The organism is Stenotrophomonas sp. SAM-B, assembly GCF_013387485.1.
GTDB lineage: Bacteria > Pseudomonadota > Gammaproteobacteria > Xanthomonadales > Xanthomonadaceae > Stenotrophomonas > Stenotrophomonas maltophilia_AA.
Genome location: NZ_JABBXB010000001.1, coordinates 654,300 through 668,072, shown reverse-complemented (window position 1 = coordinate 668,072; position 13,773 = coordinate 654,300). Strand labels below are relative to the sequence as shown.

Here is a 13,773-nt window from a genome sequence, read left to right as displayed (position 1 = left end):
TAGAATACGCGGTTCGCATATCCGGACCCCGACCGCCATGTCCCTTGAACCCGCCCTGCGCTCGCGCATCGAATCCATTCTCAACGCCAACCGCGTCGTGCTGTTCATGAAGGGTCAGCCGAGCATGCCGCAGTGCGGTTTCTCGGCCAAGGCCGTCGGCGCCCTGCAGGACCTCGGCGTGGAGTTCGACCACGTCAACGTGCTGGCCGACGCGGAAATCCGCGAAGGCATCAAGGCCTACGGCGAGTGGCCGACCATCCCGCAGCTGTACATCGACGGCGAGCTGGTCGGCGGCAGCGACATCATCCTGCAGATGGCCGGCAACGGTGAACTGAGCAGCGTGCTCGGCCTGGCCGCGCCGGACCGCACCCCGCCGCGCATCACCGTTACCCCGGCCGCCGTGGAAATGCTGCGTGGCGCGCTGGCCGATTCCCCGGGTGCCTCGCTGCAGCTGGGCATCGACGCGCGCTTCCAGCCGAACTTCCAGCTCGCCCCGCACGACGACAACGCGATCGCCGCCGAGTCCAACGGCCTGCGCGTGCAGTTCGACCTGGCCAGCGCGCGCCGCGCCGAAGGCATCACCATCGACTGGGTCGACGACATCCGCGGCAAGGGCCTGGCGATCGACAACCCGAACGCGCCGAAGGCCGTGCAGGAACTGAGCGTGCGCGACGCCGACGACCAGCTGCGTGCCGGCAGCATCACCGTGGTCGACGTGCGCCCGGCCGACGAGCGTGCGATCGCGGCGATCAACGCCCCGTTCGAAACCTTCGACGGCGACAACCGCGCCCGTCTGGAAGCCCTGCCCAAGGACACCGCGCTGGCCTTCCTGTGCCACCACGGCGGCCGCAGCGCGCAGGCCGCCGAGCAGTTCCGCGCCCTGGGCTTCACCAAGGTCTCCAACATCACCGGCGGCATCGATGCCTGGTCGAACGAGGTGGACAACGGCGTGCCGAAGTACTGATCTTCGGCGCGTTGCGGGACAAGAAAAACGCCGGCATTGCCGGCGTTTTTTTATTGGTGGCAGCGGGGGGCGTTCAACCCGCAAACCCACCTTCGGCCAGGTAATCCAGCTCCTCCGGCGTCGGCATCCGCCCCAGCACCGCGTTGCGGTGCGGGAAGCGGCCGAAGCGCCGGATGATGTCGCGGTGCAGCTCTGCGTACTGCAGGTATTCCTTGTCGCCCAGCGCATCGAACATCGCCACCGAGCGCTCCTGGTCCTGCGGATCCTCGGAGTGCTCGAACGGCAGGTAGATGAAAGCCCGCAGCTTGGGGACCAGCTGCAGGTCCAAGCCCTCCTCCACCGCACGCATGGCGTAGTGACGCGCCAGGCCATCGGTAGCGTAGGAATGCGCCGTCTCGCGGAAGCAGTTGCGCGGGAACTGGTCGAGCAGGATCATCAGCGCCAGCGCGCCATCGGCGCTGCCGAGCCAGTGCTCGCGCGCGCGGCGGGCGGCGGCGAAATGCTCTTCCTGGAACTGCTGGCGAAACCGCGCATCGAACGCGTCATCGCGCGCGAACCACTGCTGCGGTCCGGCGTCGCGCCAGAAGTCCACTACTTGTGCCGCCACGTCCATTCACTACCCCTGTGGATGGCACGCCCCAAGACGTCCATCCGTTCCATTGCCGTTACTCGTCAAAACGCAGGTGGCGGACCGACTTGCCGTTGCGCCGTATCAGCTTAAGCGCCTCGATACCAATCTGGATATGGTTCTCGACGAACTGGGAGCTGACCTTGGCATCGGAGACCTCGGTCTTCACGCCGTCGGGAATCATCGGCTGGTCGGACACCAACAGCAAGGCCCCGATCGGGATATGGTTCGCGAAACCGGCCGCGAACAGGGTCGCCGTCTCCATGTCGATGGCCATGCAGCGCATCACCCGGAGCTTTTCCTTGAACGCCTCGTCGTGCTCCCAGACCCGGCGGTTGGTGGTGTAGACGGTGCCGGTCCAGTAGTCATGGCCGAGGTCGCGGACCATGGTCGAGACCGCCCGCTGCAGGGCAAAGGCCGGCAGGGCCGGGACTTCCGGCGGCAGGTAGTCGCTGGAGGTGCCCTCGCCGCGGATCGCGGCGATCGGCAGGATCAGGTCGCCCAGCTGGTTCTTGCGCTTGAGCCCCCCGCACTTGCCCAGGAACAGCACCGCCTTGGGCATTACCGCCGACAGCAGGTCCATGATGATCGCCGCGTTCGGGCTGCCCATGCCGAAGTTGATCAGGGTGATGTCATCGCTGGTGACGCTGGCCATCGGCCGGTCCGCGCCCTGGATGGGCGCCCCGGTGAGCTGGGAAAACGTCTGCAGGTAGCCACCGAAATTGGTCAGCAGGATGTGCTGGCCGAACTGCTCCAAGGGGACGCCGGTGTAACGCGGCAGCCAGTTTTCTACGATGTCCTGTTTGGTTTTCATGGGGGATTGCCTGCGGTCGTGCTGATGCTGCAATTTTGAGCGAGATCAACGAATACGCAAGAAAAAGGCGGCCAGTGGCCGCCTTTTTCGGTTTACCGGTACCGCTGGATCAGAACTGCACGGACCAGCGCGCGGTGACGCTGCGGTCACGGGCGTCATCACCGAAGGTGCCGTTGTAGCCCAGCTCCAGCTGGTTGCGCGGGCTCAACCAGGCCGACAGGCCCAGCTCGGCGACCACGGCGTTGTCGGCGATCGCCGCACCGCTGACCGCGAAGCTGCTGCCCCCGGTCCAGGCCAGATCGGCGACCTGACTGCGGTCGCCCGAGGCACGGCGGTAGCCGACGCCACCGCGGACATGCAACCAGCTTTCCTGCTGCCACGAGGTCTTCAGGCCCTTGTCGAACCGAACGCCGGCGGTCGCCACGTTGGTGCGGGTGTCGGCGACCTGACCGTTCAGTGCAGCAGCGCCGCCCTGTTCGGTGATCCCGTCCACGTCCACTTCAACGCGCGCGAACTGCAGGTACGGCTCCAGGCCACCTTCGCGACCGCCGAAGCGGTACGCGCCTTCAATGAAGCCCTGGCGGGTGGTGGCGTCGTACTTGGCCGACAGCGCGTCCTGGTAGCCGGCGAACGTCAGCTGACGCTTGCTGTCCACGTCATGGCGGGAGTAACCCAGACCGGCGCGCAGGCCGAACGCCCCCCACTGGTTGCCCACGTAGGCACCGAAGTGGGTGTTGTCGATCTCCGAACGGGCGCCGCGACCGGCCGCCTGCTTGATGTCGGTCCGGCCGGTACCGACCAGCCCACCGACCTGCCAACCGCCACCGAACACATGATCGGCACCGACCAGCAGACCGTTGCTGTTGGAATCGGTGCGCGCGGCATTGGCATCGCCGTCGAGCTTGCCGCTGCCACCGATCGCCTGCACCCACGCGCCGCTACCGGCCGCCTCATCAGCAGCCCCCGGCGAACGCACGCCCACGGCACGGCTCAGCGCCGCATCACGCAGGTAACGGCTGCTTTCCACCAGCGCCATCGGCGTGGCGGCATGGATTTCACCACTCAGCGCGTCCAGTGCCGCACCGACCTGGGCCGGGAACAGCTGGGTCAGCGGCTTGGGCAGGCCCTGGTTGATGGCCAGGCCATCGGCGCTGGTGGCCACGGCGATCTGGTTCGGCGTGACCGCGGCGCTGGCCAGCGCGTTGCCGCGGGCGACGTCGATGCGCACGCCATTGGCGCTGTAGCCCAGGCTGAACTTCAGGAACGGCGAGAAGGCCGAGAAGTCGGTGGTGGCGAACTGGCCGTTGACGCCACCGGCAGCCTGCAGGAAGTTGAACTGCTCACCAAGGTAGTACACGCCGGCTTCCGGCAGTGCCTTCAGGGTGCCATCCAGCGTGGCCGTACCGGTGACGCGCAGCAGATCGCTGCGGCTGCCCGGGGCCAGCTCGGCCTGGTAGATGCCGCTGGCGGTCTGCACGTAATCGCCGTTGATGGTCAGCGTGCCGATCGAGTTGCCCGGCGCGATGATGCCCTCGACGCGGGTGCTGCCCAGCGTACCCACGCCCTTCAGCGTGCCCTTGGCGCCGACCACTGTCGAGCCGCCCTGCTGCACACCGTTGAACGACACCGTGCCGCCGGTGACGAACAGGTCAGACCCGTCCAGCAGTGCACCGGCATTGACGCCGGTGGTGCCGGCCGAGGTCAGCGTGCTGTCGACCAGCCGGCCATTGAGCACGAAGCTGCCGCCGCTGCCGACGGTCGTGTCAGCATCCTGCTGCAGACCGTTGAAGGTGACCGAACCGCCGGTCACGTTGAGTGCCGAACCTTCGAGCACGCCGGTGGTGGTGATCAGGCTGCTGCCACCCAGGCTGTTGAGCGTGGTGGACACCAGGCTGCCGTTGAGCAGGAACTGGCCGCCCTGCACGTCGACCGACGAGGTCAGTGCGTTGGCGCCGTCCAGCTCCAGCACACCCTCGCGCACGATGGCGCCGTTGAAGCTGTTGTCACCGCTCAGGCGCAGCCAGCCGATACCCGACTTGGTCAGCTTGCCCGGGCCGCCGATGTCATTGGTCCAGTCGTCCCACGCATCGCCCTCCCACACCTTCAGGCCGCCGGCCTTCTGGTTCATGACCACGTCGGTGTCCACGCGCAGCAGACCGTAGCCTTCGATGGCCTTGCGCAGGTCGAGCAGGCCCCAGCCGTAGATCTCATCGATGCCCGGCGCACCGAGATCACGCGCCGTGGTCAGCATGACGTCGCGCACCTGGGCGTTGGTCAGGTACGGGAAGCGCTCGAACAGCAGGCCCAGCGCGCCGGTCACATGCGGCGCCGCCATCGAGGTACCACTGTTGAGGCCGTAGGCGTACGTCGGGACCCGGGAAATGACGTCCAGCAACAGGTTGCCGTCCGCATCAACGAGTAGCTCGGCGTTGATCTGGGAATCATCACCGTAGACGGTGGAGGCGATATTGGTACCCGGGGCCGCCAGGCACCAGTTGGCACTGAGCCCACACTTGTTGGAGCGGTTGCTGAGCAACGCATTCTGGTCGACATTGACCACGCTCACCCAGTACTGCTCGATATCGGCGAACGCGCGCGGCAGCGTGGCGTACAGACCGGCAATCGGGCTGGCCTGGGGACTGGCGTTCGGGCCGCTGTTGCCCGCCGCCCACACCTGGATCATGCCGTTGGCGCGCGAGCCGTCCGCGAAGGTACTCAGGTACTCCAGGGTTTCCTCATCACCGTAGTACAGATCGATCAGGGCGGCGCCCGGCTCGGTAGCCAGGCCCCAACTGTGATTGACGGCGCGGACACCCTGGGCGTTCATCTGGTCATACATGTCGGCGAAGGCCGTCGAATCCGGTCCGACGCCCGCCAGCGAGACCACGGAATAGCCCGTGGCCGTCCGCTGCCACTCGCTGGCCGAGTTGAAGAACAGCTTGGCCGCGGTCAGATCCGCACCGAACGCAACGCCGTGCATGCCATTGCCATCGCGGTTGGCCACCATGGTCCCGCCCACGTGCGTGCCGTGGGTGCCATAGGAAATGCCGGGCTGTACGTACGGGCCATTGCGGATGACGTCGCGGATGTTCTCGGGAACGTTGTCGTTGAACCCGACGTAGGTGATCTGGACCTCGTCGCCGTCGCTGGCAAAGCAGGCGCCTGCGCCGTCGATGGCCGTGGTGTTCGTGCATCGGGTGCCATCGGGCAGTAGATCGGCGATGCGGATGCTCCGGTGATCCTTGCCGGCAAATTCAGGGTGGTCCAGCCCGGTACCGGAATCGAACACGCCGAGGCGGATTCCCTGGCCGGTCAGGCCGCGGGCATAGGCGTAGTCGGCATTGATCGCCGCCAGACCCCAGTCACCAGCGAACTCGTCACTGCGCCAGCTCTCCAGGTCGCCCGGCTCGCCCATGATCGGGCCATCGGGACCGGCGCTGACGCGCGGGCTGGTGAGGTAACCGGTCTGGCCAATGGAGGCGGTCGGCGCGGCAAACGCCGCCGCCAGCGAGGCAGTCTGCAGATCACGGCCAAAAGCGGCGGACTGTTCGGCGCGCTGCTGCTGGTAACGCTGCAGGGCATCGCTGGTAGGAGTGGCCAGCGCCGGAACGGCGATGGCGGCAAGCAGGGTGCCGGTGATGGCCGAGGCCAGCAGGGACGGCGAAGGGCGACGGAATGCCGCGCGGGACAGTGAATGCAGGGTCATGTACTGAGAACTTCCTTGATCTGGTTCGAGTGTTGGAATCTGGAACTGGATGCACAGCGACTCTCTTGCGGCGGGTGGGCATCGGTCCCCGCCGCCCCTTCGAGCCTACCCGAAAAATTCATGAAAAGTTCACAATCGTTTCTCATAACAATGCTAGGCCTCATTTGCTAAGACTATGCAAAAGGTCACTTGGCAACCCGGCCCTCTCCCGGCTAGCGTCAAGGAATTGTGTCCATGCCGCATCGGGGAGAACCATGCAGAAGTTGTTGAGCGTCGGCGTTGGCCTGGCGTTGATGTCGATCGTGTCCGGGCCGGCGCCTGCGGCCTCCCGTTTCGTCCAGGATCCCTATCCCAGTACGTACGCGCCGATCGTTTCGGCCCCGGTGTTGATCCGCAATGCCACGGTGCTCACCGGCACCGGCGTGCGCATGGACAACGCCGATGTCCTGCTGCAGGACGGCCGCATCGCGGCCGTGGGCACCGGCCTGAGTGCGCCGGCCGATGCGGTCCGCGTCGATGGCCAGGGCAAGTGGGTCACCCCCGGCATCATCGATGTGCACTCGCACCTGGGCGTGTATCCCAGCCCGGGGGTGAGCGCGCACAGCGACGGCAACGAGATGACCGCGCCGGTCACCGCCAACGTCTGGGCCGAACACTCGGTGTGGCCGCAGGACCCGGGGTTCGCTGCGGCACTGGCCGGTGGGGTGACCTCGATGCAGGTGCTGCCCGGCTCGGCCAACCTGGTCGGCGGCCGCGGCGTGACCTTGAAGAACGTGCCCGCCACCACCTACCAGGAGATGAAGTTCCCCGGCGCGCCGTGGGGCCTGAAGATGGCCTGCGGCGAGAATCCCAAGCGCGTCTACGGCGGCAAGGGCACCGCGCCGGGCACGCGCATGGGCAATGTCGCCGGCTACCGCGCGGCCTTCATCGATGCCAGCGAGTACATCGCCAAGAACACCCCGAAGCAGCCGAAGAAGAAGCGCTGGTTCAGTGGCGATGACAAGGGCGACAGCGCCGGCGACAGCGGCGGCAAGCGCGATCTGAAGCTGGACACGCTGGCCGGCGCGATCCAGGGCGACATCCGCGTGCACATCCACTGCTACCGCGCCGATGAAATGGCCACGATGCTGGATCTGTCCAGGGAATTCGGCTTCAAGATCGCCGCCTTCCACCACGCGGTGGAGGCCTACAAGCTGGCCGACCGTCTCGCCGAGGAAGGCGTGTGCGGGGCGCTGTGGGCCGACTGGTGGGGCTTCAAGATGGAGGCTTTCGATGGCATCCAGGAGAACATCGCCCTGGTCGACCGCCCGGCCAACAGCTGCGCGATCGTGCACTCGGATTCGCCTGAAGGCATCCAGCGCTTGAACCAGGAAGCCGCCAAGGTGATCGCCAACGCACGCCGCGCCGGGATCGAGATCGCCCCGGAGCGCGCCATGATGTGGCTGACCTCCAACGCGGCGCGCTCGCTGGGCGTGGAGAAGCAGACCGGCAGTCTGGAGGCGGGCAAGATGGGCGACGTGGTGGTCTGGAACGGCAGCCCCTTCAGTTCGTATGCGCTGGCCGAGAAGGTCTACGTCGATGGCCACCAGGTCTATGACCGCGAGGACGTGACGCGGCAGCCGCTGTCGGACTTCATGCTCGGCCAGGAGGCACGCCCATGAGCCGCCGCGTCTCGATGCGCCTGCTTCCGCGGGCCCTGCTGTTGATCGCCGGTGCGTGCGTGGCACCGGCGTTGTTCGCGCAGGACCTGCTGATCCGCAATGCCACCGTACACACCGCCGCCGCACGCGGCAGCCTGGAACACAGCGATGTGCTGATCCAGGGCGGCGTGATCCGCGCGGTCGGCCCGGGCCTGTCGGCACCGGCCGGTGTGGCCGTGGTCGACGCCGCGGGCAAGCCGCTGACCCCGGCGCTGTTCGGCGGCATCACCGACATCGGCATCGAAGAAGTCTCCGGGGAATCGGCCACGGTGGACAGCACGCTCAAGCTGGAAGACCAGCCGCTGCGCCCGGAGTTCGACGTCACCCTGGCCTTCAATCCGGACTCGGTGCTGATCCCGGTCGCGCGGCTGGATGGCATCGGCTTCACCCTGCTCGGGGCCAACACGGGCGGTGGTTTCATCGCCGGCCAAGGGGGCGTGATGCGGCTGGACGGCAGCGCCGATCCGGTCGGCCCGCAGGCGTTGTTCATCCGTCTCGGCGCGTCCGGCGCGGAGCTCACCGGCACCTCGCGCGCCGCGCAGTGGATGCTGCTGGAACAGATGGTCAGCGAGGCGAGCGGGCGCGTGCCGGCGGACTCTCCGCATGCGCTGCTGACACCTGCCGGGCGCGCCACGCTGGGGCGCTACCTCGCCGGCCAGGGCCGGATCGTGGTGCAGGTCGACCGCGCGGCCGATATCCGCCAGCTGCTGCGCTGGGCGGCGCGTGAGAAGGTCAGGATTGCCATCGCCGGCGGTGCGGAGGCCTGGCGCCTGGCCCCACAGCTGGCCCAGGCCGGCGTGCCGGTGTTCGTGGATGGGCTGGGCAACCTGCCGAGCAGCTTCGACCAGCTCGGTGCGACCCTGCAGAACGCCGCGCGACTGAAGGCGGCCGGCGTGCCGGTCAGCTTCGCCCAGCGCGACGATGCCTCGCACAACGCGCGCAAGATGCGCCAGCTGGCCGGCAATGCCGTCGCCAACGGGTTGCCCTGGGATGATGGCCTGGCGGGCCTGACCCGGGTGCCGGCCCAGGCGCTGGGCGTCGGCGACCGGCTTGGCACCATCGAGCCGGGCAAGCTGGCCGATCTGGTGCTGTGGGAAGGCGATCCGCTGGATGTCGGGCATTACGCCGAGCAGGTCTGGCTGGGCGGTCGCGCGATGCCGATGCGGTCGCGCCAGACCGAGCTGCGCGACCGCTACCAGGCGCCGGCGTCGAGCGAACCGCGCGCATACTCGCGCTGAGTCCCTGCACGGGGCCGCTGCCTGCGGCGGCCCTGCGTTCGGCGACCCTGTCGCCCTGCCCCGTGAGTATCCGACCATGGCCCTGCGCTGGTATTTCGATTTCGTCTCACCGTTCGCCTATCTGCACTGGCAGCAGCTCAAGGCCTTGCCGCAGTTCAAGAGCATCGTGCCGGTGCCGATCGCCTTCGGCGCGGTGCTGCATCACCTGGGCAACCTCGGCCCGGCCGAGATTCCGGCCAAGCGGCTTTTCACCTATCGGCAGGCGTTGTGGCAGGCGCGCAGTGCCGGGGTGACGCTGCGTTTTCCGCCGGGCCATCCGTTCAATCCGCTGGCAGCGCTGCGCCTGTGCCTGGCCGCCGGGGCCACTCACGAGACGGTCGACCTCCTGTTCAACTGGATCTGGCGCGACGGTCATGCCGGCGACAGCGCCGCGGCGCTCGCCCTGCCCGGGGCGATGCTGGACATCGCCGATGTCGCCGCGGCGATCAGCGCGCCCGCGGTCAAGGAGGACCTGCGGCGCAACACCGACGCCGCGTTGGCCGCCGGGGTGTTCGGCGTCCCGACGCTGGCGATCGGGAGCGAGCTGTTCTGGGGCAACGACGCGCACCCGCTGATGCAGGCCGTACTGGCCGACCCCAGCCTGCTCGGGCAGGGCGAATGGGCCCGGATCGTGGACCTGCCGGTGGCCGTCGAACGCAGCCGCTGAGGTTGTTCCGCCTCCCCGGTCAGGCAAAGCATCTCGTTTTGAGATAGCGTTCACGTTTCCGAACCTACAACCTGCCGGAGGGGCACAGGATGCGCATCGGAATCGTGGTCGACTCTGCGTGCGATCTGCCGCAGGATTTCATTGAACAACACAACATCGTGCTGCTGCCGATCACCGTCCGCATTGGCGAGGCCGTGCTGGCCGACCATCGCGACGAACAGGCCACACTGAGTTTCCTGCATGCCCACGTCGCCGAGCACGGCGCCGAGGCCGAGACCATTCCCTTCAGCGTCAATCAGATCCGGGATCTGTTCCTGGGCAAGCTGGTGATCGATTACGACCATGTGTTCTGCATGACGATCACCAAGACCCGCAGCCCGATCCACGACAACGCGATGCAGGCCAGCTTCGCGATCCTCAACGACTACAAGCCGGTGCGACAGGCGGCAGGCTTCAACTCGCCGTTCGCGCTGCGCGTGCTCGATACCCAGAACCTGTTCGCCGCCCAAGGCGTGACCGCGGTCGAAGCGGTCCGCCTGCGCGACAGCGGCGCGAGCGTGCAGCAGATCCGTGAGCGGCTGGAACTGCTGGCGCACAACGTGCACGGTTACATGATCACCCGCGATCTGTACTACATGCGCGCCCGTGCACGGCACAAGGGCGACCGCAGCGTCGGCCTGATCAGCGCCGCGCTGGGCAGTGCGCTGGACATCAAGCCGGTGCTGCATGGCTACCGTGGCGAGACCGGGCCGGTGGCCAAGATCAAGGGCTTCGACAACGCCGTGCAGAAGCTGTTCGATTTCGTCGGGCAGCGGGTCAAGGCAGGCCTGATGACGCCGACGGTGTGCATCAGTTACGGCGGCGAACTGGCCGACCTGCAGGCCCTGCCCGGCTACGGAGCGCTGCGCGAGACCTGCCAGGCGCATGGCGTGGATGTATTCGAGGCGGTGATGAGCCTCACCGGCATGGTCAACGTGGGCAAGGGTGCGGTGACGATAGGCTTTGCCGACGGCCCCCACACCTTCAGCGGCTGACCACACTGGTCAGCATCGCAGCGGCCATGCCACGATCCCGGCACGGCCGCCGGTTCTGCACGCGGATTGCACCGCGTCTCTGCCAGCCTTGCCGCATTCAATGGAGGTAACCATGCCCGTAAGTTATGACATCAGCCTGCCGGACCCGGCCAAGGCACGCGGCAACGACCCGGACCTGTCCTTCCACGCCCAGGGCGCGGCGGGACTGGCCGAAGAACTTCAGAACGCCCTGCGCACCACGGTCCTGTTCGACCGCTGGCGCGCCAAGCAGGACGATCCCGACGCAGTCGATCCGCAGTGGGGCGCGACCGATCCGGCCGCCACCGTCACCGGTGTGCAGGACGATCTGCGGATCAACCTCGTCGCCACCACCAGCATCGACAGCGACGTGTTCAAGCAGCGGCTGCGCATGCTGGCCGGCAGTCACTGGGAACTGCGCAACGTCCGCTGAGTGAGGTTGCCCGCCCCGCTGGCAGCCGACGCGCTGCCAGTGGCGGCGGCGCCGGCAGCGTCATCGTGCCAGCCACCGCCGAGCGCGCGGTACAGATCCACCCGTGCGATCGCCGCCGCTGCCTGGCTGCCGGCGAGCGCGGCCTGGTTGTCCAGCGCGATGCGCTGGGTGGTCAACACATCCAGCATGTCGATCACACCCGCCTGGTACTGGCGGCGCGCTGCGGCGAGCGCGCGATCGCTTTCTTCCACCGCCACCTGCAGCGCTTTCCCACGCTGCTGCTCGGCACTGTATCCATCGATCGCATCATCCACGTCGTGCCAGGCCTGCAGCACGGCTTTCTGGAACTGCAGGCCGGCCTCGCGTTCCTGCAATCGACTCAGCGCAAGATTCGCCTTGAGCCTGCCCCCCTGGAAGATCGGCAGGCTCAGCGCCGGGCCGATGCTGAAGCGGTGCGCGTTCCAGCCATCCAGGTCGTCGAGCTGTTTGGCCTGGAAACCGGCATCGCCATTGAGCGTGATGCGCGGCAGGAAACTGGCCTTGGCCACGCCGATGCCGGCCGTGGCGGCATGCAGGGCCGCTTCCGCGCGACGGATGTCGGGACGGCGTTCAACCAGGTCACCGGGCAGTCCGGCCGCCATCGTAGGCAGGGCCGGCCAGTCGCGCCGTGCGCCCTCCAGCTGTGCGTCCAGGGCCTGGGGCGATTGCCCCAGCAGCAGCGCCAGCGCGTTGCGCAGTTGCGATTGACGATGCTGCAGCGGGGCCAGGCGCGCGTCCAGCGCCGCGACCTGCGCCGCCGCACTGGCCACCTGCAGCGTGGTCGCCACGCCCTGCTGCTGCCGGGCCAGGGTCAGGCGCTGGACGTCGCGGGCGATGCGCAGGTTGTCCTCGGTGATCGTCAGCAACTGCCGCGTCGCGCGCAGCTGCAGGTAGTCGCGCGCGGTTTCAGCCATCACCGCGGTCTGCACCGCATGCCTGTCCTCCTTGGCGACCTGCACGCGGGCGTCGGCGATCTCGACCTGGCGGCGCACACGTCCCCACAGGTCCAGTTCCCACCCCAGCGCGATGCCGGCCTGGAACAGCCCGTAATCCTCGCGCCCGGCATTGCCGGAGGGGTCGTTCAGGCCCGCTTCGCTGTTGCGCGCGCGGGTGGCACCGGCCGTGGCGCTGACGGTGGGCGCACGATCGGCGGCACGGATTCCGCGCAGCGAGCGGCTCTGCGCCACGCGGTTGGTGACCAGCTGCACATCCAGGTTGGCCTGCATGGCCTGGCTCGCCAACGCCGCCAGCAGCGGGTCGTCAAAGCCGTTCCACCATGCCGCATCCGGGGCGAAGGCGGCGGCGGTAATCACCTGGCCCTCCCACTGCGCCGGCAGGCTCGGCTCGGGGCGCACGAAATCGGGGCCGAGGGTGCAGGCGGCCAGCGCAGCGCACAGCGCACTGCCGGCGCCCACGCGCAGCATGTGCCCGATCATCATGCGCCCTCCCCCGCCAGCGCGCGGCCACCGCTGTCCAGGTCCACCCGCGCCTCCACCGACATGCCCGCGCGCAGCTTGCCGGCCAGCGGCTGGTCCCGGTCGAGCACGATCTTCACCGGGATGCGCTGGACCACCTTGGTGAAGTTGCCGGTGGCGTTCTCCGGGGCGACCGCGGCGAAGGTGACCCCGGTGGCCGGGGCGATGCTGTCGACCCGGCCGTGCAGCGGTTGGCCCGGGAAGCCGTCCACCTGTACGTCCACGCGCTGTCCGGCCCGCATCCGCGTCATCTGCGTTTCCTGGAAGTTGGCGACCACGAACGCCTGCTGCAGCGGCACCACCGCCAGCACCGGCGTGCCCGGGGTGAGGTAGGCGCCCACGCGCACCGCGCGGCGGCCGACCATGCCATCGATCGGCGCGCGCAGCTGCGTATGCGACAGGTCCAGCTCGGCACGGGCCTGTGCGGCTTCGGCCCGCTGCACGGTAGCCTGCGCGGACTGCACGCTGGCGGTCAACAGCGCGGTGCGCTGGCGTGCGTTGAGCACGGCGGCCGTGCCCTGCTGCAGATGTGCACGGGCGACCGTCTGACGCGACTGCGCCTGCTGTGCGTTCTGCACGGTGCCGGCGCCGTCGCTGGCCAGCGCCTGGTAACGGCGCTGATCGGCCTGGGCGAGGCTGAGCTCCGCGCGGCTGACATCCACGCTGGCCTGGGCCTGGTCGATCACCGAGCCCTGCTGGGCCAGCGCGGCCTGTGCGTTGGCCAGCTGCGCCTGCGCATTGGCGAGGTCGGCATGCGCCGCCGACAACGCCACCTGGTAGTCGCGGTCGTCGATGCGCGCAAGCACATCGCCGGCCTTGACCGTCTGGTTGTCCTGCACGCGGACCTCGCTGACGAAGCCGGCGATCTTCGGTGCGACCACGGTGAAGTCCGCGGTGACGTAGGCATTGTTGGTGGATTGGTGGCGACCGTCGCGCAGCAGCCACCACGCGCCGCCGGCAAGCAGCAGCACGCCGGCGGCGACGACGAAGGGAACAGAGGTGCGATGCAGGGACACGG

11 protein-coding genes are annotated in these 13,773 nt (G+C 68.1%); 6 read left to right on the top strand and 5 right to left on the bottom strand.

What is annotated here, in order from left to right; all coding sequences use genetic code 11:
• The first annotated feature begins 37 nt into the window (after positions 1–37).
• Positions 38–964 (top strand): Grx4 family monothiol glutaredoxin, encoded by a 927-nt coding sequence (gene grxD, locus HH110_RS02875; RefSeq protein WP_176988236.1) that lies wholly within the window; start codon positions 38–40, stop codon positions 962–964.
• Between the two features lie 73 nt (positions 965–1,037).
• On the opposite strand, the gene HH110_RS02870 is transcribed toward grxD, so the two are convergent.
• The 3 genes from HH110_RS02870 to HH110_RS02860 all read right to left on the bottom strand — a co-directional run bounded on the left by HH110_RS02870 (position 1,038) and on the right by HH110_RS02860 (position 6,112).
• The gene (locus HH110_RS02870; RefSeq protein ID WP_176988235.1) at positions 1,038–1,577 is read right to left on the bottom strand and encodes a DUF924 family protein; all 540 of its coding nucleotides are present in this window, start codon (positions 1,575–1,577) and stop codon (positions 1,038–1,040) included.
• A gap of 52 nt (positions 1,578–1,629) precedes the next feature.
• On the bottom strand, positions 1,630–2,406 hold the full coding sequence (locus HH110_RS02865; RefSeq protein ID WP_176988234.1) for an AMP nucleosidase: 777 nt from the start codon (positions 2,404–2,406) through the stop codon (positions 1,630–1,632).
• A gap of 109 nt (positions 2,407–2,515) precedes the next feature.
• Entirely contained in the window at positions 2,516–6,112 is a 3,597-nt protein-coding gene (locus HH110_RS02860) for an autotransporter domain-containing protein (RefSeq protein ID WP_176988233.1), read from the bottom strand.
• A gap of 254 nt (positions 6,113–6,366) precedes the next feature.
• On the opposite strand from HH110_RS02860, the gene HH110_RS02855 reads away from it, so the two are divergent.
• From HH110_RS02855 to HH110_RS02835, 5 genes are all read left to right on the top strand, one after another.
• A complete protein-coding gene (locus tag HH110_RS02855) occupies positions 6,367–7,773 on the top strand; it encodes an amidohydrolase (RefSeq protein ID WP_176988232.1) in 1,407 nt (468 codons plus the stop codon).
• Positions 7,770–9,050, top strand: a complete 1,281-nt coding sequence (locus HH110_RS02850) for an amidohydrolase family protein (protein WP_176988231.1) — start codon at positions 7,770–7,772, stop codon at positions 9,048–9,050. Before HH110_RS02855 ends, HH110_RS02850 begins: the two co-directional genes overlap by 4 nt.
• 76 nt (positions 9,051–9,126) lie before the next feature.
• Positions 9,127–9,756 (top strand): 2-hydroxychromene-2-carboxylate isomerase, encoded by a 630-nt coding sequence (locus tag HH110_RS02845; RefSeq protein ID WP_176988230.1) that lies wholly within the window; start codon positions 9,127–9,129, stop codon positions 9,754–9,756.
• 89 nt (positions 9,757–9,845) lie between these two features.
• On the top strand, positions 9,846–10,790 hold the full coding sequence (locus HH110_RS02840) for a DegV family protein (RefSeq protein WP_176988229.1): 945 nt from the start codon (positions 9,846–9,848) through the stop codon (positions 10,788–10,790).
• 112 nt (positions 10,791–10,902) lie between these two features.
• Positions 10,903–11,241, top strand: coding sequence for a hypothetical protein (locus tag HH110_RS02835; RefSeq protein WP_176988228.1), 339 nt, complete (start codon positions 10,903–10,905; stop codon positions 11,239–11,241).
• Here the strand turns inward: HH110_RS02835 and HH110_RS02830 are convergent.
• Positions 11,214–12,719, bottom strand: a complete 1,506-nt coding sequence (locus HH110_RS02830) for an efflux transporter outer membrane subunit (protein ID WP_176988227.1) — start codon at positions 12,717–12,719, stop codon at positions 11,214–11,216. The genes HH110_RS02835 and HH110_RS02830 overlap by 28 nt on opposite strands.
• On the bottom strand, positions 12,716–13,771 hold the full coding sequence (locus tag HH110_RS02825) for an efflux RND transporter periplasmic adaptor subunit (RefSeq protein WP_176988226.1): 1,056 nt from the start codon (positions 13,769–13,771) through the stop codon (positions 12,716–12,718). Before HH110_RS02825 ends, HH110_RS02830 begins: the two co-directional genes overlap by 4 nt.
• Positions 13,772–13,773: the final 2 nt, after the last annotated feature.

Excerpts from the sequence above, each read along its gene's own strand:
- HH110_RS02860 (WP_176988233.1), bottom strand. The coding sequence starts at position 6,112 with ATGACCCTGCATTCACTGTCCCGCGCGGCATTCCGTCGCCCTTCGCCG.
- HH110_RS02835 (WP_176988228.1), top strand. The coding sequence starts at position 10,903 with ATGCCCGTAAGTTATGACATCAGCCTGCCGGACCCGGCCAAGGCACGC.
- HH110_RS02850 (WP_176988231.1), top strand. The coding sequence starts at position 7,770 with ATGAGCCGCCGCGTCTCGATGCGCCTGCTTCCGCGGGCCCTGCTGTTG.
- HH110_RS02840 (WP_176988229.1), top strand. The coding sequence starts at position 9,846 with ATGCGCATCGGAATCGTGGTCGACTCTGCGTGCGATCTGCCGCAGGAT.
- HH110_RS02845 (WP_176988230.1), top strand. The coding sequence starts at position 9,127 with ATGGCCCTGCGCTGGTATTTCGATTTCGTCTCACCGTTCGCCTATCTG.
- HH110_RS02870 (WP_176988235.1), bottom strand. The coding sequence starts at position 1,577 with ATGGACGTGGCGGCACAAGTAGTGGACTTCTGGCGCGACGCCGGACCG.
- grxD (WP_176988236.1), top strand. The coding sequence starts at position 38 with ATGTCCCTTGAACCCGCCCTGCGCTCGCGCATCGAATCCATTCTCAAC.
- HH110_RS02865 (WP_176988234.1), bottom strand. The coding sequence starts at position 2,406 with ATGAAAACCAAACAGGACATCGTAGAAAACTGGCTGCCGCGTTACACC.
- HH110_RS02855 (WP_176988232.1), top strand. The coding sequence starts at position 6,367 with ATGCAGAAGTTGTTGAGCGTCGGCGTTGGCCTGGCGTTGATGTCGATC.
- HH110_RS02830 (WP_176988227.1), bottom strand. The coding sequence starts at position 12,719 with ATGATGATCGGGCACATGCTGCGCGTGGGCGCCGGCAGTGCGCTGTGC.